Below are 23201 nucleotides of genomic sequence, written 5' to 3' on the forward strand. Positions count from 1 at the left end.
ACATCCACCACCACTTTGACGCGGTATTCGCTTTGCAAGCGGAATTCCAGCACATCAAACTGAAGTTTGCCGACAGCGGCCACAAAAAATTCCAGCCCGTCCAGACTTCGAAGGATTTGAATGGTCCCTTCCCTGGCGAGTTGCTCGATTCCCTTGTCGAACGATTTGCGCATTCCCGTATCGGTCGGCCGCACGCGGGCAAAGACTTCCGGTTGAAATTGTGGAAGCGGTTTATAATTAAACCCGTCCGCCACTGAAATGGTGTCACCGATTTGAAAAATCCCGGGATTGATTATCCCAATGACATCGCCGGGATAGGCCACATCGACCGTATTGCGTTCCTTCGCCACCATACTGTGGGGCCGTGAAAGCCGCACATCCGTGTTGGTCCGATGATGTTTGACCACCACATCCCGCTCGAATCTCCCTGAGCAGACGCGTAAAAAGGCCGTGCTGTCGCGATGGCGCGGATTCATATTGGCCTGGAGTTTAAAGACATACGCGCTGAATGGTGTATCCACCGGATCGATCATCAATTCACGGCCATCCGGGGCATCGGCTAAGCGACCGTGAGCGGAAGGCGCCAGGTCCACAAACGCATCGAAGAATGCTTCCACACCAAAATTGGTCATGGCAGATCCGAAGAAGACGGGCGTGACTTTTCCATTTTGAAAATCATCCTTCGAGAAGGGGTTTCCGGCGATATCCAGTAATTCCAAATCATGCATCAATCCATCCCAGATATACCCCGCCATACGGTCTTTCACCGAGGGATCGTCCAATGAGAGTTCCATGAGGTCCGGTTTCGCCGCCCCTCCTGCAGCCGTTTTGGTATAGAGCAACACCTTTCGGGTTTGCCGATTCACCACACCAAGAAAGTCCTGTCCGGACCCGATGGGCCAATTGATGGGACTGGCATGAATCCCCAATACCTCTTCCACTTCCGACATAAGATCCAGCGGAGCCCGTCCCGGCAAATCCATCTTATTGATGAAAGTCAACACAGGAATCCGCCGAAGACGGCAGACCTCAAACAGTTTGCGTGTTTGCGTTTCAACACCCTTCGCCGCGTCAATCACCATGATCGCGCTATCGGCCGCGGTGAGTGTCCGGTAGGTATCCTCGCAAAAATCCTGATGGCCAGGCGTATCCAATACATTGATCACAGCCTGTTTATAAGGAAATTGCATCGCCGAGGCGGTAATGGAGATGCCGCGCTCCTGCTCCATTTCCATCCAATCCGAGGTGGCCATTTTCCGGTTTTTTCGCCCCCCGACCATACCGGCGGTGCGGACCAGCCCTGAGTAAAGCAGGAGCTTTTCGGTCAACGTGGTTTTACCGGCGTCCGGATGGCTGATGATGGCAAAGGTCCGACGCTTGTTCGCCTCGGTACGAATTTCTTGTTTGAGTTGAAGTGTGGTCATACTACCTTTTGGGCGAAATCGCCCTTTCCACTACATTTTTTCCAACTGCCCCTGCGCCCGGGCCAGACTCAGCCGCGAAGCATTAAAGGTGAAGAGACCTTCTATCAAATTATCCCTGGCTTGCGCCACACGGGTTTGCGCATCCGTGACTTCGATATTGGTGGCGACACCAACTGCGAACCGCTCACGCGAGAGTTCCAATTCAGTTAGGGAGAGTTTCAGGCCTTCTTCCGCAACCGCGACCTGCTGTTTTGCTGAGCTTAACGTGATCAACGCATCGCGAACTTCCAATCCTACTTGATATTGCACATCCTGCGTTCTAATGGCTTCCTGTCTGACTTTACTGCGACTCTCTGAAATTCTGGCTTCCCGCATTCCGCCATCAAAAATCGGCACCTGCATCAACACCTGGACATTGTCGGTGGTCAACGCATTGGGGATTTGATTGCCAATCATCCCCACATCGCCCAAGGCCCGTATGGAGGGAACCCGTTCATTCGTCACGGAACTTAATGTCAAGGAGGCCAGGCGCTCCCGATTCTGCTGTGCCTTCAGTTCGGTCCGGTTTTCTTTCGCCACCTGCAAGGCCTCGCCTATGGATTGTTCAGAGACATTCACCAACTTCATTTCATCCGTGAGCACCAGCCGCACATCGAACGACAATCCCATGGCCCGAATCAAATTGAGTTTGGCACGATCCCGATCATTTTCCGCCACTAATAATCGCTGTCTGGCGTTTTCCAATTGAACCTTCGCCCGTGTCACATCCAGACTGGTCGCCATTCCGGCGGATTTTCGTTCCGCCGCCAAGCGCAGTAATTCCTTGTTCAACGCCACATCCGCGGTCCGCGCATCCACCGCCGCCTTCGCCCGAAGTGTTTCCAAATAAATCAGACCTGCGGTCGCCATGGTATCCCGTTTGGTGACTTCCGCATCCAACCCTGCCACATCCACTCCCGCTTTGGCAGCCCGCCATTTTTGAATGAGACTTAAGCTGAACACATTCTGGGTGAGAAAAGCCCGCATTTCGTAAAAATCCCTGGGGCCCACGACGGTGGCATTGGAACCAAACGACCCCGTAAAGAATCGCCGTCGGGCTGCGCCTGCCGTCCCTGAAAGATTGGGCAACAATTCACCGAGTTGTGTATTCGCAACGTCCTGCGCCTGTGTAATACGTTCATTAAACAAACGGACCGTTGGATTTTGATCGACAGCCGCATCCATCGCCTCTCGCAAACTCAATCGCAACTCGGGAAGGTCCCGGCCCGTTGCAGGTTCCGGGGAAGCCGCCCAGGTGACGGCACCGTTTCCTCCAAACACCGCAAGACACGCCACGCAAAGCCCAACCGCCTTCCAAAACCGACCTCCCATCATATCTTGTCCCCTCGCCTCCAGGTTACAATGCGCCGCCCGATGGCTGTTCAGCCAATTGAGGATTTCTGCTTTCTGACCACTTGCGTTGCGTATCAACGACCAGGGTAAACAATGCGGGAATAACAATAAGAGTGAACACTGTGGAGACCATGAGGCCGCCCAGCACCACACTTCCGATACCTCGATACAGCTCGGAGCCCGCTCCGGATGAGACCACAAGCGGAAAGAGCCCAAAGAGCGTCGTGAGTGTCGTCATCATAATCGGCCGGACACGGATTTTAACGGATTCACGAATGGCTTCCCGAAGAGGCAATCCTTGTCCCGACTCTTCTCCAAACGAATCCCCCTCTTCCGGTCCCCTCATGAAATTTAAAGCCTGGTGCACCACCAGAATGGCATTATTGACCACCACGCCGATGAGAATGACAAAGCCTAACATGGTCAGCACATCCAATGGTTGATAGGCGATAAAATTATTGACCAGAGAAAGCCCCAGGAATCCACCGGCTGCGGCAAACGGCACCGTAAAAATAATGACTAGAGGATAGAGAAAACTTTCAAACAACGCGGCCATCAGGAGGTAGGTAATGGTAAAGGCCAGCAGAAAATTCCATTTTAACGCATCATAGGTTTCGGTAAGATCATCGGCCGTCCCCGACAGGCGCACATTATACAAGCGTCCTAACGCCCCGCTTTCTTTCAATGGCCCGAGGATTTGCGTTCGAATCACATCCATCGCCTCTTCCAGCGCCATCTCAACCGGCGGGATCACCTGAATTACAATGGATCGTTCCCGTTCGATATGATTAATTTGTTCCGGGCCCGCGACTAATGTGACATCGGCAATATTGCCAACCGTCGTCAATTGACCGCCTTTGGTATAAATCGGAATGGAATTGAGCGACTGGGTCTGGTTGGCATATTTATCGACACCACGAATCGTAAGATCAATCTCATCTCCCTCAAATTGATAATCACTGGCCTTTGCCCCATCGACCAGGGCATCAATGGTAAATCCGAGCTCCTGATTCGTCATTTGCACATCCGCCGCACGATCCCGCTTGACGGTCACCCGGACTTCCGGACTGCCCAAATCCAAACTGGGAATGGGTCTGACCTGTGCCTCGGGGAGCACCCCTTTCACCTGACCAAACACCTGAACACCTAACTGAACAAGCGTGTCCAACTCCGGCCCGGTGATCTCAATATCGATATTTCGACCCTCGCCCAAGCCACGCTCGAACAGGCCGCGTTGTGTGATGATCCCAATCACACCCGGAAGGTCCGCCGTCGCTCGACGAAACAGGGGGATCAATTCTTTCACGCGGCTCGGATCATTTACTCGACCGCCCATAAAGACGGATCGCCCCCGTGCCACATAGAAAAAATTGGCAATACTGGGGCCATCCAAAGCGGCCTCCTCCGGGGAACCGGGCTTTGCATCCCAATAGGGGCTTAGGGTCGATTCAATCGGCTGTCCCATTTTGACAAATTCGTGAGTGTTATACCCCGGAGGAGGCAGCAGAATGCCAATGACAAGATTCCGGTTTCCCTGAGGAAGATACTCCGCCTTCGGTAACAAAGCCCAGCTTCCCAGTATCGCAAGAGAAGTGAATCCCAGAATCGTCACACTTCGCCAGAAGACACTGCCACTCAAACCATACACCATAGAACCCAAGGCCTCTTTGATACGATCCAACCAGGAATGCCGTCCCGCCGTCGAACCACTCTCCGCGAATCCCGCGACAGTCCTCGTACCCGGTGCCTGCTCCCTTTTGGACTTTTTCACCGTGGTTAACACCCGTGCAGACAAGGATGGTATCACCGTCATCGAAACCACAAGACTCAAACCCACTCCCGCACTAATCGCAATAGCGATATCCCGAAACAATTGACCGGATTGTTCTTCCATGAACACAATGGGAACAAATACGGCAATAGTCGTGAGGGTACTGGCCAGCACCGCACCCCACACCTCCACAGTGCCATCGTATGCCGCTTGAAATAACGATTTGCCCAATTCACGATGACGATAAATATTTTCCAACACCACAATGGAGTTATCCACCAACATCCCGGCAGCAAACGTCATTCCCGCTAAACTGATGACATTGAAATTCCGGCCCAACGCCCACAGCATAATAAACGTTCCCATCATGCTGATCGGAATGGCCAAACCGACGACCAGGGTGCTACTGCCCGTACGGAGGAATAAATACAAAATGGAGATCGCCAATATACTCCCGACGATCAAATTTTGCTGGACAAGAGTCAGGGATCGGTTTATGTACGTGGTTTCATCATAGACCTGAAATAACTGAAACCCCCGCGCATTCAAAATTTCTTCATTGAGCTCAATGGCGGCCTCGCGCAGACCATCCATGGCGTCCAAGACATTGGCCCCGGTCTGCCGTATGGCGTTGATTGCGATGGCTGGATGGCCTTTTTGTCGCACCACCACGGTCGGATCCTTGTAATCAATATGGGCGGTCGCCACATCCCGCACATACACCGATGCCCCATCACGCCTGGCGATGATGACATTTTCCACATCCTGGGGATTGAGATATTCCCCCACCGTGCGTACGACATACGACCGTTTACCCTCATCGAAATCTCCGGCACTGTAATCCCTATTCTCCTGATCTAACGCTCGAGCCAGATCCATAATGGTTAACGCTCTGGACGCTAATTTAGCCGGATCGACCGTCACCCGAAGCTCCCGCTCCCGACCACCATAAACATTCGAAGCTGCGACACCCTGGACCCGTTCGAAACGGGCTTTGATGATATCCTCTGCAAAATCCCGCATGGTTTCGATGTTGACAGGATTCCCTTCCAGTGTGTCTAAAATAAACCAGGCCATGGCGGCCCCACGGGTATCCGCGCTGCTTATGACGGGTTCATCCGCCTCAAGCGGGTACTCCTTGACCTGATTCAACCGGTTGGAAACCTGGAGTAAGGCGGTATCCGTATTCGTTCCTGTGGGAAATCGAAGAATGACTTTTCCCTGACCGTAGGAACTTTCACTGAACATTTTTTCCAGTCCTTCGACGCCTTTGAGTTGCTCTTCCTGCTCATCGATGATTTCACGTTCGACTTCATGCGGGCTTCCCCCGGGCCAAACGGTATCCACGGTAACTTCATGCTTCTCCACATCAGGTGCCAATTGAACCGGGAGCTTCAGCAACGCCACAATGCCGAACAACACCACTAAGAGCACACCCACTGCTGTGCTGACCGGATAACGGATGGCGGAATGAACCAGATTCATGCTTTTACCGGCTCCTCTAAAATCCTGACCGACTGCCCGGGCAGGAGGCGCTCATTCCCTTCCACGACGATCTGCATACCTTCTTCAATCGCTCCCTGTACTTCTACCACGTCCTCAAAATGGGCTACGGGGATCACCGCTACCTGGGTGACCGTGTTATTGGCCACAATAAAGGCGAATTCCTTTCCCCCTTTGAGCACCAGCGCATCCTTGGGGATCACGACCGCCTGGTAAGGAGCGCCCACCGCTAACTTCACCCGTGCAACCATTCCGCTTTTAATGCGTAAATCCTGATTGGCCAACACGACTTTGACCGGAAATGTCCGTGCCGACCGATCTGCTTGCGCAATGACTGAAAAGACTGTTCCTTCGACCTCAACTCCAGGCAGGGCATCGAACTCCGCCATCACCGGATCCCCGACTCTGACATCCCGCACGTATTCTTCCGGAAGCGGCACTTGCACCTCGACCTTTGCCAGATCTACCAATTCCACCACTGGCCCACCCTCCTCGACCCATTGGCCGATTTCCGTATATTCTTTCGTGATCCAGCCGGGAAAAGGTGCCACGATCCTTGATTTGGTGACTTGATCACGTACCAGTCGAATTTCCGCTTCTAATTGAATCAGCCGCTTTTCCAGAGCGCTTTCTTCAACGACCGCATCATCCATTTCTTTTTGAGTCACCAGTTCTTTGGCAAACAACACTTTGATTCGGTCCAAATCCTTCTGCGCCTGTTCATAGCGGGCCTTGGCCTCACGATGCGAAGCGACGGCCGAGTCAAGGCGAATGTCCAGGGTGTCCGTTCGAAGACTGGCAAGCAGTTGGCCTTCTTTGACAAACTGCCCCTCCTTACCGGGAAAGGCTTTGACCAGCCCCGCCACTTCGCTCGCCACGAGGCTCCGCTTGCGGGGTTCAGCTGTTCCCACCAATGAGACGGATCGCTGAACCTTCTTGCTCGAAACGGTTACAACCTTGACCGGAGAGGGTGGACGTCCCGTTGGCGGCTGGGCCGCCTCCTGTTCGCTGCACCCCTGCAATCCCTGCACAGCCAGGATCATGGCAAACACCAGCCAGATAGAGCTTTTAGACAGATATGTCATACGTTTACGTTGACCTTTTTAGGGTTGAAGTCCCGAGGCCGTCAAGCAACAACGACCCTAACCACTTGCCTTTGTCCACAAGCGATTCTTTGGGGCCTGACTGGAGAATCCAAAGATAGATGGTGGAGTTTAACATGCCATGAAACGCCAAGGAGGTATCTTTGGGATTCACTTTGCGGAATTCTCCCGTCTTGATGCCCTCCTTAATGAGATTCGCAACAAGATCAATCTGCGCCAAATACCGTTTCCACACCCGCTCGCCAAACGCGCTTTTCACCGTCCATTCAAACCCGCTCCACTCAGAGACATAAATACGGAAGAACGCACGGTTTTGATCAGCGAAAGCTAACTTCACCTGAATCACCGCGCGTAATTTCTCCTGGGCCGGGAGACGGCTGTGGGTCGCCTCTTCCAAAAGACGGAGTAATTCCTCAACCTTGGCTTCCACCAGAGAGATATAGATGTCTTCTTTGCTTTTAAAAAACCGGTACACCGTCCCCATGGCAAATTGGGCGGCCTCGGCGATTTCAGCCATGCTGGTTTTAAAAAACCCGTTCTGGGAGAACTTGCGCTCCGCAGCCAGCAAAATTTCTTCGCGCCGGGCTTCATATTCCCGCTGTTTTCTTTCCGCCCGAGGATTAGGAGTCGCTTTCATATATTGCCTTTTACTGAAATCGTTCTAATCGGCTTTGAATTCTAATTCTAAAAGATGAATATCCATTCCACAACATGAACCTCTGATTCAATTCTTTATCGGTCCCATTCTTCCTTCAGTGATGGGCAAAATTTACCCTGAACCCTAATTCTTGACCCAGTGCCCCGGCTTTTAATTGCTTAGGTAAAAGTGTCACATGCCCTATCCGAACAATTAGCAGAGGGAAAAGCATGTACAACGTTATCCTCAACTGCTGTCCTTGCACGCCTTCCATGATTTCATGTTGGTTTAAAAGAAAAAAAGGCGAGAATACTATTTGGACACGGCAACGAAGATCACACGATCTCTTCAGACGTGTGGGGAAATTTTGCTTGGAGCCCCACAAAGAAAAGATGAGAAAGGGAGACCGGCTTCCTTACATTCTCGGGAAGCCGTTTAACAAGATACTCATTTGAAGAAGCGGAAGAGAAATGCCCATCCGTTTTTATCAGTGAGAGGAAAAATGCTTATTCTTTCTCAGTCTAGATGGCTTGTGCTGGCATCCATTCAATCCGGTTGGTTTGGGGCGAAGTTCAATATATCCAGGAACAAGGTCTACAACGAAGTCTCTTCGCGAAAGGATCCTAAAAGCAGATTCCCGCAAAGAAGAGCACCGCCTATTAATAAGCCGCCCACACCCGTATACACGAATATTTCCGTGAGAAAATGTTCATGAGCCGGACCACGCCCGATGGAGGGGGCCAGAAGAAACATGGTCAGCCAAGACAGTGGATACAAACTGCTGAGGCCCAGAAACATTGCAGAGACTTTTTTGAATCGTGACTTCATTCCGGACAACATGGTGAGTATGATCAACCCCAGAGAAAAAGCGGCAATGCCCGTTGCATGGAAGTGCGCACGTTGGGCATATCGCCAAATCTTATCCGCACTTTTGGCATCATGAACTGCCGGATTCGCTTCGATACCCTGTTGAATATAATTCTTATACATATCTTCATTGAGACCGAAGAGAATTCCCATTCCCACACCAAATAGCAGGCCCAACAGCACCAGGCCCAGCCCAACTTTTACAACTTGAATCTCCCGGGTCATCATGTTCATGCTCAATCTCCCATCTTTCTGTCATAAATAATTTCTGCCAGTCGCGTAACTCTCAAAATACGCTTTGATCCAAGACATACATGCGGTGATGAGTATCTGCCCAATCCCCACTTACCCGTTCCCTCAACCCGGAGTTGGGGGATGGTGGATTACGCCTGCTCCTCTACCGCGGGCAATTCCAGATTGGCGCGCACGCCCCCTAAGGGGGATCGCTCCAAGTGCAAGGAGCCCCCATACAACATGGCGATATCAAAAACGATATCTAACCCCAACCCGCTTCCCGGTATAGTTTCATCAAGTCTGCGCCCCCGTTGAATGACGACAGCTTCCTGCCCCTCGGGGATACCAGGACCATCATCTTCCACAATTACCCGCCATTTGTCCCCGTCCCGCTCTCCACGAATCTGAACTTCTTGCTTGGCCCATTTGCAGGCATTGTCTATGATATTGCCTAACATTTCCTCCAAATCCTGAGCATCGCCATAAAAAGAGATCTCTTCCAGTCCTATCAAATGAATATTGAGAGCTTTGCCCTTGTAAAGATGATCCATCGAAAACCGCAGATCTTCGGCTATGGTCCCGACAGGGATTCGGATACCCGTAAATCGATTCGCGCCCGCCGTTCTGGCCCTTGAGAGATACCGATGCACCGAGTGCGTCATATTCTTCAGTTGTTCGCCCATCAGACTCCCCTGCTCTCCTTCCATGGCACGAGCCTCATTCGTCAGGACCGTTAAAGGATTCTTCAGCGCATGCGCCAAATTCGCGGTTTGGGTTCGAGCTCGCTCCAGGAGAGCCGCATTATGATCCAGGAGCGCATTCAATTCCGAAACAACCGGTTGCACTTCCCCTGGAAAACTTTCCGGCAGCCTGGCCGTTTTTCCCAATCGGGTTTCAGCCAAGGCCTGTTGTAAACGGGAAAGCGGGCGCAACCCGATCCGAATCTGAAAGAATACGGCACTCACCAATCCAACCCCCAATGCGGTCAAGGTGATCAACAACATTTTAGAAAATTCCATGACATCCTGATCAATATTGGAAACGGGACCTGCCACCACAAAGGTAAAGGAGGCTTGTGAATCGGGCAAAGTGACATTTTCAACGAGGCCGCGTAACGGCATACCGGCGGGCCCCCTGAAGATCTGATGTTGCAAACCGGTACCAATGCCCGGATCGACGACATCAAGGGTATGCTGCCACAGAGAACGGGAGCGGGCGACCAATTTCCCATTTTCGAGGATCTCCCAATACCAACCGGATAAGGGCCGGTGAAATCGAAGATTGGAAGGATTCCATGTCATCTCTAACCCCCCGGACCCGGCGGAAATTTCGCTGGCCGCAATATTGCCCTTGAGTTGATCAAACAAGAAATCATCAAATCGGCGTTCCACATGGGACCGAAAAAGAAGGATGAGCAGGACACCGACCACCACAAGTGTCACCACCACCCAGACACTCGATAGAATCAGCAGGCGCAGGGCAAGCGTGTTACGTTTCATGTACAAGCTCTGTGAGTTGGTATCCCTTACCCCTGTGAGTACTGATAAGAGAGGCCCCCAGCTTCTTTCTTAATCGATTGATTAAGACTTCAATTACATTGGAATCCAGATCAAAGTCCTGATTGTAGATATGTTCCGTGAGCTCCGTTTTAGATATGATGGCTCGAGGATGATGGAGAAAATACGATAAGGTACGAAATTCCAGGGCAGTCAACTCCACGGGTTGATCGTAGATGGTTACCCGCTGGCTACTCGTGTCGAGGGAGACTGACCCCCAAGTCAGGACTGCGGTGGCATGGCCCGCGGCTCGGCGAATGAGCGCTTCTATCCGGGCCACGACTTCTTCAACCTCAAAGGGTTTGGTCAGATAATCATCCGCGCCCGCCCGTAAACCCAACACCTTTTCCCGCCAGGTATCCCTGGCGGTTAAAATAAGAATAGGCATTGTGCGTCCCGCTTGTCGCCAACGTTGCAACACGGTCAAACCTTCACATTTCGGAAGACCCAGATCAAGAATCACGGCATCGTAGGATTCCGTCTGTCCGAAAAACTCCCCTTCCTCACCATCCCGGGCCACATCCACGACATACGCTCCTCGCTGCAAAGCCTGAGCTATCTGCCTGGCCACCTGGGGGTTATCTTCAACAACGAGCACTCTCATGGCATAAACGGGAGACAAACGATCCTTTTCATGGTGAGTGGTCTCGCTGCCCTTTGACCTTGAGGACCGCCATTGATCTGGCATCGTAATCGATTTTCAGCACATTGCCCTGAGGGGTCAGAAGCTTGACCTCATAGATCCAGCGCAGATCCTCCTCTTCTAATTCCAGCTCAATAATGATCCCCTCAAACTCCTTCTGTACTTTTTGAAACAATTGTTCAACAGGAACCACTTCGGCCTTTAATTGTTGATACCCGGGAATGTCGTCATCCGGATACGCCGGCGAAATAAATCCGAACAGAATCACCCCGAAAATCCACGGCAAAAACACTTTCTCGTTCCTGGGAATTTTCAGTCGATCAACGTTCATTTTCTCCCACCTCCTTTTCCCTTTTCGGACATCCGGAGAAAATCTCTCAGGAACAGAATCTTATCATGACCAACCTTACGCCAAGCTTAAAATTCTGTTACGCCCAAAATCAGGATATACACAGGACCGTCTCTCGTATCTTCACCGTAGGCACGCTCATGGGATCGATAGGCCATTGACAATAGCCGGTAGGCGGGGCAATTGGTCGGCATGAGACCACATGCGGGTATATCCTTGAAGACGAATAGCGGAAGGGCTGAAGCCCGAGATCCCGACCATCCATAACTCGAATTTCATTTCCTCCACCGATAGGAAGCCTACTCCCTCCATTCAAGGCCTTTCAAACTTTCCCATTCAGCCCCCACTCCTCATGCGCCCTGATATGCCTCGCGGCATTTCAAGAAAGTTTCGTCACACGGCCCATTCTAAAAGTGAATCGACGAAGGATCAGAATCCAAAAATTACCCGAGCTGCCGCAACTGGAAAGTGCTGATGTTCTGTCCGTTCCATCCCGAATCCGAATTGTATTTTTGCATGTTTGACTAGACGAACATGCAGTTGGGGCATCACTAACAGTAAATCAGGGCGCTTTGGTCGAGATTCCCAATTCATCTCTATTCCCATATGAAATGTTTTGGAGAATGAATACGTAAAGTTACTATTCACCAATCCCTCAAGATGCCCGTCAGAGCCGAGGTCCGTCAGTCGCACCCCCATCATATTCAGCATACTCCAATAGGTATTCATCCGATATCCAAAGAGATAGAGCAGGTCATTTTCGAACTCTCCGCCATCTCCAAACTCTCCAGGGTCATGTTCAAACTCTCCACCAGCATCATCAAACTGTACACGATGCCGATGGTATTCTCCGATGTATTGCCACCCATGTATAAAGCTGCCATTTTGGAGAAAATGAAATGTACCTTGCAATCCCAGTTTATAGCCTTTAACGACACCATCTTGCGTCGGCAATTCAAACTCAATTCCATAGCCATCTGCAAACGCATACTCAAATTCAGGATTGGCTCTAAATGCATCATCCTTGAAATTATATTGAAACAAGGTATTGAACTCGTAATCATGTTTATGTGATCTCATTGGTAAGACCAAATCAAAGACCATCGGTTCGAGGAGACCAGGAGAGGCGCTAAATGTTCCACCTTCAGATGCGTAGCTCATATTCGAAATAGTCATGACAAGAAGAAACCAGGCTGAAATTTTTGATCTTTTCATGCCTGATTTTCTCTCCGTCCTTTCTCCTTACATTCATTACCCTGCCCCTATCTGAAATCGCATCCTAACGATCCAACATTTAAGCCATGCTGAAATGCATTTTCAGCGTGGCTTCAGGATGCTAGGGGTACAATTCAAAAAGAATCCTGACAAGCTTGAGACACAAAGAAAGGAGGTTTGGAAAATATGCGGGGAGATCACCAGACCAATCATGTGTGATGGGTTGGTGTTGGGAGGATTCGTTGGGCGATTGGCCACAACAAGTTATCAGTGGGTTACACTTTAACTTTTAAACAAGGAGAAACATCATGAGTAGACACATTCTTTTCATGGCTGTCGGATTGTTCTTTTTCAGTACCCTCACCCTTTGGGCGCAATTCGAGGATCCAAGACACACCGGCGTCACGACCGTGTCTGCCGCTCAAGAGGCCGTTGATGATTCCCGGGTCTCACTGACCGGAACCATTCTTCGGCAACTGGGAGAAGAACGATATCTCTTCCAGGATTCCACCGGAACCATCATTGTCGAGATCGATCATGAAGATTGGCGCAACGTACCCGTCAATCCCAATACAATTGTCAGAATTTCGGGAGAAGTGGAACGGGATTGGTTAACAAAGGAAATTGATGTGGAACGGGTTGAGGTAATGGCCGCATCCAGTCAGGGCTCTAATCAGTTGCAACGACATGATTCCGATCAGACCGACCCGATTGACGGTGGGCAGACTTCAGGCCGGAGCTAAAATCTGTTCCAACCGTATTGAGGAGGAACTGTCTTTCAAGACTTCACATCCTCCATCAATTGATGGAGGGTGTGAGCAACAGTATCGCCGGAATGTTGACCCTCCTGCATTTTCGGCAACGGGTTTCGACATGCCATGGGAAATGAGCCGATTCACCGAGCAGGTCGTAATTAATTTTTGAGACATTGCAAATGAACATCAGGAGGGTATGGCCGTATGAACCATCAGAAGATCTTATTCGATGCGCTCAACCAAGGAGGACCTATGAACAATTGGTGCATTCCCGACAGATCCCATGGCTGGTATACGCCCGGACAAATATTTACCTGGCTGCAACAACAGCATTTTCAAGTTTTTAGCATTCTGTATAAGGACTCTTGGTATGTGGTTGGGGCCCGTGATCCGGACGGCACATGGGTAGAATTGAAGGCCACACCAAAAACCAGAATCATCATTACGTGGAAATTCCTGGAAAAATCCTGCTGAGATCGTTCGCAGGAAGAATGAGTGGCTGAACGTTGCTGAAAGACGCCGTATGCAGATGAGACGACAAGGAGGCTCGCTTCCCCTCGTTCGCAATTGGCCAGCTTTGGAGGTTTTGCACCTTTTGTTCAAGAAGTTGGGTGAAATGAATAATTTCACGGGCCTACTTGAGGTAGAAGGTGTTTCGAAAAATCTTAAGTCTACGTGTAGGGAATTTGGTCTTTTTTAATGGCTGGACCGAATGCCACATTCATTCATGGACCTCTAACATCTTTTGCGATCATTTCCTTTCATACTAAACTCCCTCCCCGTTTTGCCCTCCGGAGACGCCCCCTGACACAATAAATGCCATGACATCCGCACTTTCTGCCTCCAATGGATGAACTTGTTCTTTGGGAAAGATCAGAATATTTCCCGCAAAATTATAGGATTGCGGGAAATAGACGGCCACATGGTTGAGCAGGCCGAGAAATTCCAAATCCGTTCGAGTCACAAAGCCTACCGCTTCGGCATAACCACCGGGAACCAGAGACACCAGGACCGGCTGATCAAACCGACGCTTTTCCCCCATAAACGCCGCAATCAGATCCTTGAGCGAGGTATAGAGAATTTTGACGAAAGGGGCTTTCACCAACACCCGTTCCAACACATCCAACATTTTTTGCACAAACACGGTGGACGCATATCGGCCGGTCAAGGTGATTAACCCAACCGTGACCAGAAATCCCACACCCGGGATGGGAATATTCAGCCAGCCATCAATGGTCTGGAGCACCAACCACGCCACATACAACGTCGTCACGACCGGCACCAGGATTAAGAGCCCTTCAAAAAAATTCCTGGCCAGATCGTTCATATTAATATTGTCCCAAAATTTGGGTCGTTGTAATTCCATATCAGACTACCCCCATAAAAAAAAGTGAATACCCGCATGCCCAGCTCACCGGACACAGACATTTCGAAACTTCCCATTTTTCCTGCAAAAATCAGGAATAGACAGACCGTCTCCGAATGCAAGAATGTATCCCACGCCAAAAGTCACACAAACGCCGAGCGATGGTCAATATGAAGGATTGTGGGTGGTTACAGGAGACAAGGCAATGCAGTACAATCGGTCCAACACATTCTTAACAGGGAGAGCAGGCATGGCACAAAGCAGTTCGGGAGCGACACCAGCAGCAACCAATTCCCAGGAAACAGAAATTCTCTATGTCGTGATTCAACGGGATGGAAAGCAGGTCAGCGCGAAATGGGGACTCCATCCGAATCTCAAAGAAGAGTTGAAACCCGAAGAGTGGAAAGAGCTGACCGAAGTGATGGGAAAAGTCACCACACTTGTAGGAGGTCGTTTTTCACAAGTCTTGAATAAGGCTGAGGAAGAATCAGGTGGTACTGCGTGAACGAGACTGCCCGATGCGTTGACTCCAGATACTGAAGATTCTCCTGCGCCGGCGGGCAGCGGCATTCTCAATTTCTCTTCCCGTTCGACCCTCCAAGACTCTTCCGGCACGATCTCCTCACAGGCAGCTCAAATTTCGCTTCTGCACGTCGACTCTCCACCGTAAAAGGAAAACGGGGTCGAGAGGAGAGGTGACGCATCGGAATATTCCACTCACTCACAACAGATGGAAGAACCTGCACTGCATGGGTCTGTTGAAAAAAGCCGCCAGCGGCGTTCTCGCCATTTTTCCGTGCTCACGTACTAAGCGTACGCTCCGCGCGCAAAAGCGGCTGCGGCCTTGCTGAACGGACTTTTTTGAACCGACCCGGAGCCTTTGTTGAGTGATCTAATCCTGGGCAAATTTGCCCTTGAACATCTTTATTATTCAACACTCCCCTGCATTTATCGGACGGTGCATTATGCATGCTGACCAAGCAACGAATAGAACAAGCCGTTATGGAGTGGTCACCCTGAGGAAACCGAATGGTCTCGAATAGCCGTGGTCCTTCAACCCGGGCACAGCCCCTTTGTCATTGGATCAGGATGACAGACGGCTTGAAGGGCACTGCAATCACAATTGGCCCATCCAAGATCTAATCATCAAATTAAAATTTTTACCACCTAGAGGTACCCATTTTTCCGAAACCAGGTAACCGCATCCTCAATCGCCCCTTGGGGAGCACTCCGCGGATAATCCAACTCGCGCTGAGCTTTTGAGCAATCGTAATGCTGCATGTGCGCTATCACTTCGAAAAAAAAGGCAGGCACAAAGGGGGGCCGGCGTAAGAAAGAACGTGAAACCCACTCCCCGACCTTGGCTCCCCACCGGGCGAGAGCCAATGGAACCGAAAAAAAAGGAGGCGGCACTCCAACCTCCTGCGCAATGAGTTCGTTCAAGTCCTTTTGTGTCGTATTCCAATTTCCCACCAGATAGCGTTCCCCGACACGACCGCGCTCTGCCGCCCGGATCATGGCCGCAGCCACATCCCGCACATCAATAACATTCACCCGGCCGGGGACATACACCGGCATCCGCCCTTTCGCGATCATGAGAATATGAGTGCCGCTTGTGGGGTGCTGATCGTAGGGACCGAAAAACTCAGTCGGAATCACTACCACTGCGGGAATGCCCTGGTGAACCGATTGCAGAATCTTCTCTTCCATAGCGGCCTTGGCCATGAGATACGGATTGTTTGTATATCGGGTTGAAAATTGGCAGCTTTCATTGGCTGGATAACCGACAGTTTTGGGAAATCCTACAGTCGTGAGCGTACTGGCGAAAACGAGCCGGTCCACCCTGGCCGCACGGACGGCCTCTAACACCAGTGCGGTTTCTTTCAGAGCCTGCCCTTTGGCCACCTCAACCGGAATCGTCTCGGACGGATAATACCCGGCGGTGTGATAGACCACATCCCTGCCCTCACAGCCCAGACGCAAGGACTCACCATCGTTGAGATCGCCCTCGACACGCTCAATATTCAGTCCATCAATCGTGAAGGTGTTGCTGGTAGATCGATGCAACACACGAACCTGGTCTCCACGCTCAAGTAGCGCCCGAACCAAATTCGCTCCAAGTTGCCCGGTTCCACCGATGACCAACGATTTCATCTGAAACCCCAATCGAGCAATCCTGAAAATAATCCTCTTTCAAGCAAAACGAAACACCTTCCATTCGTCGTAGAGTTGGGATCCAACGCATACGCATACTTGCACGACTGTAGAAAAGAGATTGTCGAAAAGAAATACAGGAAAACGAACAGTCCTTACTGTCCAAAACCCTGAATGGCGTTCCACGCATCATTGCCTGGTAAACCAAAGGAGGCGGGAGAATCTGCCGTTCGAACCAACGAGAGAGTCATAGGAATCATATTGGAAAAGTCCTGAAAGGTTCCGGTTAAGGTTTTCCCATCATCGGACATCGTGGTTGCAGATTGGCCCATTGTTCCCAACACGGTCCGATAAAAAATAGATAATTGATTGCCTTGCAATTGCCCTTCTCCCTCCGCGGTGACCATGGTTCCCAACACACTGGTGGTCACTTCTCTCATGACCACCCGATCTCCAATTTGTTGCAGGACATAGGACACGGTCGGTTCATTGGGATTTTTCCAAATACCCGTCACATCAACCACGGTGCCTTCCTGGAGGGTCGCGTTCAACTCCCGGCGTTCGCCGGGAAGAAGTTCGACTGTCTTAGACCAAGGTCGATAGCCTTTCTTTTTGACCGCCACCTCGTATTCATCGGGAAGTAGTTGACTCACGACAACTGCTCCCTGTGTGGTGTTTCCGACAAGTTCATCGTCGACAAATACCTCCGCATCCCTGGGAACGGTGGTGACGACCAGCGCGGCCAACCTTTTTCCAGCGGAATCACCCGTATCGGGGGTGTTCCCCGGTGAAATATTTTGGGGTTCGATCCTGACTTGACGGCTGAACCCCGGCCAATTATCAACCGTAAACTGCGCAATTTGAGAAGGCTTGGCATTCCCAAACTGCCGGATAATTTCCACGATGACACCGATGACTTTCCCCCGGTAGAGCAAGGGTCCTCCGGAGTTCCCTTCTTCAACCGCACCGGAAAATTTAAGAATAGGACCGTCAAATCCAGACAGGGTCCCCCGGGTCACCGCCCAGGGATTGCCTCCAATCTGGGGAAACCCGATCACCCGCACTTCTTCGCCCCCGTGCAATTGACTCTGGGTATCCCACTCTAAAATCTGCACGTCATCGGGAAGATCTCCACCCACTTTCAACAGGGCCAACCCTCTGGGATCCCCGCCTTCTTTATTGATCACTTCAGCGACCAATGGTTCTTCTTGATGAGAATAAAAAGTGACGGTGATCGACTGAGGGACTTCGGCCTCTCCCTCAATGACATGTGAGGCAGTCACAATAAACACATGCTTTTTACCCTGTCCGGCGACAAAACCGGTTCCAACCTTTTGCCGGTTTCCGAATTCAGCCGTAACCTTGACCACGCCCTTTTTCAGCATGTCGATATCCACATCGGCCCACGCCGGTGCAGTCGGAAACACCAGAAAAACAAGAAAGCAGATTAGAAAACGGATGAGAGCCATCGGTTAAACCTACATTGTAATGTTGAAATTTACCGCAATCTTGGCACATCTCTCATGAGAATCCAATACCACATTCAAAACCTGAGGATATCAAAACTCGTAATCCTGGTATAAGGTCCGCCCCCGCCCACTGAATAACTTTTCCGCGCATGGGTTTACAGGTTCACACATGGCGCCACAGTTTCTGATAAAGGAGAGGAAATTTAGAGAAGAGGGAAAGGGCAAAAGGTTAGAGGGTAAAGAGTTAGGGGGTATCTTGGGCACAACGAACTCCGAGGTACGCACTTCGTCCCGCCGGATCGGATCTGCCCCGGTAGGCTGAGCGGAGGTTCCTCGGATTTTGGTTCCAGGAACCGCCCCGCAGGACCTTGAACTCCCCGCTCGAAGGGCCCTGAGGATTCTTCTTGGGACTGGCTTGATAATAATCTTCGGCATACCAGTCTACGACCCATTCCCATACATTCCCGGCCATATCGTAGAGCCCCCAGGGATTCGCCTGAAACGACCCGACAGGTGCCGTGTGGGCAAATCCATCAACATAGGTGTCGATGGCCCAGTTTATTCCAAATTCTTCTTTGGCTGATTTGTCCGCAAGATTTGCCACCTGATTGGAAGACCGGGGAAGCTCATCACCCCACCAATAAGAAGTAGTGGTTCCCGCACGCGCGGCATATTCCCACTCGGCTTCTGTCGGAAGACGTTTACCCACTCCCACGCAATAGGCCTTGGCATCCTCCCATGAAATGGACACCACCGGATGTAACTCTCGTCCCGAGGCAAAGACTGATTGCTCCCCTTCCGGTTTCTGCCAACTGGCCCCTGCAATCTCCTTCCATTCTTCTTGGGAGGAATATACCCATGCCTTGCCTTCTTGCTCTGCCATCGTCCTATAGTTGCTGGTCTGTACAAATTGTTGAAATTGTCGATTCGTCACTTCATGCATATCCAGGTAAAAGGCCTTCACGGAGACGTGATGCTGCGGATGTTCATCCTTTTCGCCCTCCCCATCTGGTGACCCCATTTGAAAGGTGCCTTCGGGAATCAACGCCATACCCGCAGGCACTTGTCTCACCTTTTCTGTAAACACTAATTGCCAATTTTTGAGTTCGTACTGGGCAATGACCGAGGGTTTGGCATATTTATAAGAACCCACAATATCCGTGATCAGACCGATGACTCGTCCACCAAACAGTAAGGGGGGCTCCAGAATTCCCCTCTTCCACCGGGCCCGTAAAGATCAAATCCGGTCCCACTAAACCGGTGATCGTCCCTTCTGCCACCGCCCAAGGAATCGGCACCATTCGTGGAAACCCAATCACCGTGGCTTTTTCTCCACCTGCGAACTGGGTTTCAGCATCAAACGTAATTGGTTGAATTCCTGAAGGAAGGTCACCTTCGACCACCAAGGCGGCTAACCCTTTGCGATGACCTCCTTCCATTCCTTTGACGGTCGCGAAATGCGGGTGCGCATCTTGATAAAAGAACACCTGAGGTGAAGGATCTCCCTCAATCACATGTGATGCCGTGGCAATATAGGTTGTATTCCCCTTTATTCCGACAATCACGCCCGTCCCGATCCGATTGGGATTTTTGGCAGTAATCTTCACCACGCCGGCTTTGAGCGAATCCAGATCTTGGGCCATCACAGATTGACTCCACAGAATCATCCCCACCCAAGAGAAAAATACCAAAAGAACCATGCCAGCATGAATTTTCACTAGGGACCAAATATGTATCATTCCTCTGAATCGAAACTAAGGGAGATGAGTTTTCCCATGATCACAGACCACCACATAGATTCCCCTCATTTTAGCGACGTTCCGGTGGAATGTCGTCTTTGTCCCACGTCAAACACCAATCCAACATAGACGTCCCACCGGGACGTCTCTACATTAAGACAGCAAACCGATTCTTTCCGTTCTTGTAGCGACGTGTCGGTGACACGTTCTCTTCGTTTGATAAGGCCTTGTCAGTAACGCCCTTCATCCCCTACAACCCCATCAACTTCCTGACGGGTTCGAACAAGGGACTGTACCGGATGTGATCGAAGAGGGTCGGCCGAAGATTCTGTGGGTTGTCAGGGGTGCCTGTTTTGACATAGCCGGCTTTGCCCTTCAAGTCCACCACCAATTTATGGCTGATCGGGTCAATGCTGATTGAAGTGATTTCAAAATGGGCCAGATGGTCCAAGGTCAGAAACGCATTGGGTTCCATCGGCACCGAGGGCATGCCTTGGGGACTCACATATTCCACCGTTCCTGCAAATCCCTCTGGCGGTTTGCGTTCACCGGTCCCGGGATCCTGCCAGGAAAAGTCTATGGATTGTATCGGCAGGACCGAACTGGAAATCGGTTTCTTGCTTGTGATGTCCTTTTCTTTCATCACCAGGACCAGCACCTCATCCTGCCCAAATAGTTCCATCGTTCCCGGCTTTTTCTCAAAAATAATGTGATAGGTCAGCTCCTGATCCTGGGGAAAAGGAATGGAAAGTTCGGGCGGCGCTTGTAATCCGATTTGAATAAATTGAACGGCATGTATGCGGGACGCCACCACTCGCTGTGGCCCCTTTTTCTTTCGGAATGCCAAGGTGACCGCATTATCATTAGAAACCTGCATCGTGACGAATGTCTCATCGGTCAGCACGATACTATCGAGTTGCCCCGCAACGGCCTCCTCATGATCCGTGGGTTCAATGGTGATTTCCGAGGCCATACCAGAGCTGCCCACATCAAATTGCACGGTTCGCCCATTGACGAGGATATCGAACCAGGCTTTCGGCGGATAACTATCCGACTCCAAATCATAGTCAGCCGGATCCGCAACCAACAGCCGGTCTGGACTGATAGCGAGTTTCCCGATATTTTCAACGGTCAGGGTCTCAAAGGCCATCGTATCTGTCAGTCGTTTATCACCCACGCCCGGCGCCACGCGAAATTCCATCCGGGTGGTTTCCACATGCACCGAAATATCCGGATCGACTCGCACAAAAGAACTGCCGATCAGCAGGATGGCAATAACCCCTCCCACCCCGGCCTTGCCCCCCACAAGAGCGGCCAGTTTTCCGAGAAGCGAAGGTTTGGTTGAAGAGGCCTCAGGCAGCTCCATAGGCTTCCCCTCTAATTTGGCACGGATGACAGAGAGGAGAATTTCAAATTCCTTGGATCCGGCCGTGCCTTCCCACCCAAGAAAGCACAAGGCCTGAATACCGGTAAACGCCAATGGGATGGCATTGGCCTCCAGCATGACCGGTACGACCTTTTTAGTATTCAGGGCTTCCCGCGCCTCTGCCCGCACCCACCGGGAATCTTTAGCGTGAGCGGTCCATAACACGACGACGCATTTCGCGGAGGCCAACGCGTCTTCAATCGTTTTATCCCACTCGCTTCCCACTTGAATCCGGCGGTCCCACCAAACCGATACCCCGGATTGCTCCAAGGATACAGCCAATTGTTGGGCCAAGGGTCGATCCTCGCTGGCGTAACTGATGAACACGTCCTTCATGGCTGATGGGGAGCCTCCCATTACGGGTTCACAATTGGCTGATGGTAGAAATGAATCTCTTTGGAAATGGGTTGATTGGAGGAAAGAGCAAATCCGCTGATGTCGAGTTTGTAGGAGCCTGGCTCTGCATCTTTGGCGTCCCAATGAATCGTAAAGGGAAGACCGGCACGTTTTCTCCGGAAGAGTTGTCTCTCAACTTCCTTGCCGGAAGCCTTGTGTGTCATGGAGGCCAGAAGTCTCGCATCTTCTCCCGTTTTTAAAGTAAAGAAATACCCTTCAATTTTCGATGGCGCATCCTTGTGATAGAGCACCGCAGGGGCCACTCGCTCTATGCTGCTCGTCGACTCCGCATCCAGGCGAACCAGTGCCCCCAATTCATAGAGGTCAAGTTTAGGAGTCAGGTGTTGCAAAACAGGATCCGTCGGCCAGGCAAAGACATTCTGAAACCCCTTTTCCCAGACCCGGGCAGGTTCCACCTTATCCAACCAATAGTAGGTGCGATAATCCAGTTCGCGAACGGTCAGATACACCGCATGCTCATTGTCTAAATAAAATTGAAGCTTCACCGCATTCGGAAAATTGTCAGAGGAAACCGGTTCCCGGTAATCGGCCAAAACTGAAATCAATTCGATATTCAATCCCGAGACCGGTTTCGGTTTGACGCCTTCCTTCCAATTACCTAAATGATCCTGACTCCGGGATTGATATTGAATATCCAGTTGGGCCCAGGGTAACGATGGGACCGCAGCGATAAAAACCAGAATCAGAAATGATCCTAAAAACCCTTTTTTCATGCCTGCGACTCCTCCGCGTTTTGCAGGGAACCTCTTCCGTAAAGTGCGTTCAATTGAACAACCCCCATGAAGATAAGGAGGAGTCTACCGCGGACGAAACAATGAATCTAGCGGAATACCTGCATCGGAGCGGAAAAAGAAGTTGGACGAAAGATCACGAATGCTATTCAACATATTTTCAGCTTAAACAAATTTCCCCTGGGCCAGCTGCTCCACCTCAGCTCAACATGCCAACGCATGCGGAAGGCGTGCTCTCCTGCGAATGCCGGGCATGGGTAGATTAAGCAGGCCATTGATCCGATCCCTGGTTTGCATTTTTCAAAATGTAACCGACTTTTTGTTTAATTCGACAGGATTCCAGAAAGCGGATTGCACATGGACACGAAGCCTATTCTTCTCAAGCGGGCGTTCAATTAAAACGGTATCAGTCAGGCTGATTTGGGCAAGCACGGGCTCCAGGGCTTGCAA

Annotated in this window: 21 protein-coding genes; 3 read left to right on the forward strand and 18 right to left on the reverse strand. The window is 50.9% G+C overall.

All coding sequences use genetic code 11. From position 1 onward, the window contains the following. The 11 genes from H6750_19560 to H6750_19610 form a co-directional block, all read right to left on the reverse strand. On the reverse strand, positions 1 to 1424 hold a 1424-nt coding region (locus H6750_19560), incomplete at its 3' end, for a peptide chain release factor 3 (GenBank protein MCB9776508.1). Positions 1425 to 1454: 30 nt separating this feature from the next. After that, positions 1455 to 2798, reverse strand: a complete 1344-nt coding sequence (locus tag H6750_19565) for a TolC family protein (GenBank protein MCB9776509.1) — start codon at positions 2796 to 2798, stop codon at positions 1455 to 1457. A gap of 22 nt (positions 2799 to 2820) precedes the next feature. Further along, a complete protein-coding gene (locus H6750_19570) occupies positions 2821 to 6072 on the reverse strand; it encodes an efflux RND transporter permease subunit (GenBank protein MCB9776510.1) in 3252 nt (1083 codons plus the stop codon). Beyond that, positions 6069 to 7175 (reverse strand): efflux RND transporter periplasmic adaptor subunit, encoded by a 1107-nt coding sequence (locus H6750_19575; GenBank protein ID MCB9776511.1) that lies wholly within the window; start codon positions 7173 to 7175, stop codon positions 6069 to 6071. Before H6750_19575 ends, H6750_19570 begins: the two co-directional genes overlap by 4 nt. Positions 7176 to 7179: 4 nt before the next feature. After that, positions 7180 to 7830: a TetR/AcrR family transcriptional regulator gene (locus tag H6750_19580; GenBank protein ID MCB9776512.1), complete on the reverse strand. Its 651-nt coding sequence runs from the start codon at positions 7828 to 7830 to the stop codon at positions 7180 to 7182. A 594-nt stretch (positions 7831 to 8424) separates the two neighbouring features. Beyond that, a complete protein-coding gene (locus tag H6750_19585; GenBank protein MCB9776513.1) occupies positions 8425 to 8931 on the reverse strand; it encodes a hypothetical protein in 507 nt (168 codons plus the stop codon). A 149-nt stretch (positions 8932 to 9080) separates the two neighbouring features. Next, positions 9081 to 10430: a sensor histidine kinase gene (locus H6750_19590; GenBank protein ID MCB9776514.1), complete on the reverse strand. Its 1350-nt coding sequence runs from the start codon at positions 10428 to 10430 to the stop codon at positions 9081 to 9083. Further along, complete coding sequence (locus H6750_19595; GenBank protein MCB9776515.1) at positions 10420 to 11091, reverse strand: response regulator transcription factor; 672 nt, start codon at positions 11089 to 11091, stop codon at positions 10420 to 10422. The genes H6750_19590 and H6750_19595 overlap by 11 nt, the downstream gene beginning before the upstream one ends. Positions 11092 to 11119: 28 nt before the next feature. After that, positions 11120 to 11461, reverse strand: coding sequence for a PepSY domain-containing protein (locus H6750_19600; protein MCB9776516.1), 342 nt, complete (start codon positions 11459 to 11461; stop codon positions 11120 to 11122). A 156-nt stretch (positions 11462 to 11617) separates the two neighbouring features. After that, positions 11618 to 11758, reverse strand: a complete 141-nt coding sequence (locus H6750_19605; GenBank protein MCB9776517.1) for a hypothetical protein — start codon at positions 11756 to 11758, stop codon at positions 11618 to 11620. A 150-nt stretch (positions 11759 to 11908) separates the two neighbouring features. After that, on the reverse strand, positions 11909 to 12694 hold the full coding sequence (locus tag H6750_19610; protein MCB9776518.1) for a hypothetical protein: 786 nt from the start codon (positions 12692 to 12694) through the stop codon (positions 11909 to 11911). A 305-nt stretch (positions 12695 to 12999) separates the two neighbouring features. Between H6750_19610 and H6750_19615 the strand changes: the two genes are divergently transcribed. Further along, positions 13000 to 13437 carry a NirD/YgiW/YdeI family stress tolerance protein gene (locus H6750_19615; GenBank protein MCB9776519.1) on the forward strand — a complete coding sequence of 146 codons (438 nt, stop codon included), beginning with the start codon at positions 13000 to 13002 and terminating at the stop codon, positions 13435 to 13437. 264 nt (positions 13438 to 13701) lie between these two features. Beyond that, complete coding sequence (locus tag H6750_19620; GenBank protein ID MCB9776520.1) at positions 13702 to 13923, forward strand: hypothetical protein; 222 nt, start codon at positions 13702 to 13704, stop codon at positions 13921 to 13923. A 292-nt stretch (positions 13924 to 14215) separates the two neighbouring features. Here the strand turns inward: H6750_19620 and H6750_19625 are convergent, their stop codons facing one another. Then, positions 14216 to 14776 (reverse strand): DUF502 domain-containing protein, encoded by a 561-nt coding sequence (locus tag H6750_19625; protein ID MCB9776521.1) that lies wholly within the window; start codon positions 14774 to 14776, stop codon positions 14216 to 14218. Between the two features lie 289 nt (positions 14777 to 15065). Between H6750_19625 and H6750_19630 the strand changes: the two genes are divergently transcribed. Then, the gene (locus tag H6750_19630) at positions 15066 to 15320 is read left to right on the forward strand and encodes a hypothetical protein (protein ID MCB9776522.1); all 255 of its coding nucleotides are present in this window, start codon (positions 15066 to 15068) and stop codon (positions 15318 to 15320) included. A 662-nt stretch (positions 15321 to 15982) separates the two neighbouring features. Here the strand turns inward: H6750_19630 and H6750_19635 are convergent. The 6 genes from H6750_19635 to H6750_19660 all read right to left on the reverse strand — a co-directional run bounded on the left by H6750_19635 (position 15983) and on the right by H6750_19660 (position 22733). Beyond that, positions 15983 to 16969, reverse strand: a complete 987-nt coding sequence (locus H6750_19635; protein MCB9776523.1) for an NAD-dependent epimerase/dehydratase family protein — start codon at positions 16967 to 16969, stop codon at positions 15983 to 15985. A gap of 155 nt (positions 16970 to 17124) precedes the next feature. Continuing rightward, on the reverse strand, positions 17125 to 18438 hold the full coding sequence (locus H6750_19640) for a trypsin-like peptidase domain-containing protein (GenBank protein MCB9776524.1): 1314 nt from the start codon (positions 18436 to 18438) through the stop codon (positions 17125 to 17127). A gap of 244 nt (positions 18439 to 18682) precedes the next feature. Next, complete coding sequence (locus H6750_19645; GenBank protein ID MCB9776525.1) at positions 18683 to 19591, reverse strand: formylglycine-generating enzyme family protein; 909 nt, start codon at positions 19589 to 19591, stop codon at positions 18683 to 18685. Continuing rightward, positions 19578 to 20081, reverse strand: a complete 504-nt coding sequence (locus H6750_19650; protein MCB9776526.1) for a trypsin-like peptidase domain-containing protein — start codon at positions 20079 to 20081, stop codon at positions 19578 to 19580. The genes H6750_19645 and H6750_19650 overlap by 14 nt, the downstream gene beginning before the upstream one ends. A gap of 346 nt (positions 20082 to 20427) precedes the next feature. Beyond that, on the reverse strand, positions 20428 to 21939 hold the full coding sequence (locus H6750_19655; protein ID MCB9776527.1) for a TIR domain-containing protein: 1512 nt from the start codon (positions 21937 to 21939) through the stop codon (positions 20428 to 20430). 20 nt (positions 21940 to 21959) lie between these two features. Next, positions 21960 to 22733 (reverse strand): hypothetical protein, encoded by a 774-nt coding sequence (locus H6750_19660; GenBank protein ID MCB9776528.1) that lies wholly within the window; start codon positions 22731 to 22733, stop codon positions 21960 to 21962. Positions 22734 to 23201 lie beyond the last annotated feature (468 nt).

This window comes from Nitrospiraceae bacterium, assembly GCA_020632595.1.
Classification (GTDB): Bacteria; Nitrospirota; Nitrospiria; order Nitrospirales; family UBA8639; genus Nitrospira_E.

Excerpts from the sequence above, each read along its gene's own strand:
- H6750_19565 (MCB9776509.1), bottom strand. The coding sequence starts at position 2,798 with ATGATGGGAGGTCGGTTTTGGAAGGCGGTTGGGCTTTGCGTGGCGTGT.
- H6750_19570 (MCB9776510.1), bottom strand. The coding sequence starts at position 6,072 with ATGAATCTGGTTCATTCCGCCATCCGTTATCCGGTCAGCACAGCAGTG.
- H6750_19575 (MCB9776511.1), bottom strand. The coding sequence starts at position 7,175 with ATGACATATCTGTCTAAAAGCTCTATCTGGCTGGTGTTTGCCATGATC.
- H6750_19580 (MCB9776512.1), bottom strand. The coding sequence starts at position 7,830 with ATGAAAGCGACTCCTAATCCTCGGGCGGAAAGAAAACAGCGGGAATAT.
- H6750_19585 (MCB9776513.1), bottom strand. The coding sequence starts at position 8,931 with ATGAACATGATGACCCGGGAGATTCAAGTTGTAAAAGTTGGGCTGGGC.
- H6750_19590 (MCB9776514.1), bottom strand. The coding sequence starts at position 10,430 with ATGAAACGTAACACGCTTGCCCTGCGCCTGCTGATTCTATCGAGTGTC.
- H6750_19595 (MCB9776515.1), bottom strand. The coding sequence starts at position 11,091 with ATGAGAGTGCTCGTTGTTGAAGATAACCCCCAGGTGGCCAGGCAGATA.
- H6750_19600 (MCB9776516.1), bottom strand. The coding sequence starts at position 11,461 with ATGAACGTTGATCGACTGAAAATTCCCAGGAACGAGAAAGTGTTTTTG.
- H6750_19605 (MCB9776517.1), bottom strand. The coding sequence starts at position 11,758 with ATGAAATTCGAGTTATGGATGGTCGGGATCTCGGGCTTCAGCCCTTCC.
- H6750_19610 (MCB9776518.1), bottom strand. The coding sequence starts at position 12,694 with ATGAAAAGATCAAAAATTTCAGCCTGGTTTCTTCTTGTCATGACTATT.
- H6750_19620 (MCB9776520.1), top strand. The coding sequence starts at position 13,702 with ATGAACAATTGGTGCATTCCCGACAGATCCCATGGCTGGTATACGCCC.
- H6750_19625 (MCB9776521.1), bottom strand. The coding sequence starts at position 14,776 with ATGAACGATCTGGCCAGGAATTTTTTTGAAGGGCTCTTAATCCTGGTG.
- H6750_19630 (MCB9776522.1), top strand. The coding sequence starts at position 15,066 with ATGGCACAAAGCAGTTCGGGAGCGACACCAGCAGCAACCAATTCCCAG.
- H6750_19635 (MCB9776523.1), bottom strand. The coding sequence starts at position 16,969 with ATGAAATCGTTGGTCATCGGTGGAACCGGGCAACTTGGAGCGAATTTG.
- H6750_19640 (MCB9776524.1), bottom strand. The coding sequence starts at position 18,438 with ATGGCTCTCATCCGTTTTCTAATCTGCTTTCTTGTTTTTCTGGTGTTT.
- H6750_19650 (MCB9776526.1), bottom strand. The coding sequence starts at position 20,081 with ATGGCCCAAGATCTGGATTCGCTCAAAGCCGGCGTGGTGAAGATTACT.
- H6750_19655 (MCB9776527.1), bottom strand. The coding sequence starts at position 21,939 with ATGAAGGACGTGTTCATCAGTTACGCCAGCGAGGATCGACCCTTGGCC.
- H6750_19660 (MCB9776528.1), bottom strand. The coding sequence starts at position 22,733 with ATGAAAAAAGGGTTTTTAGGATCATTTCTGATTCTGGTTTTTATCGCT.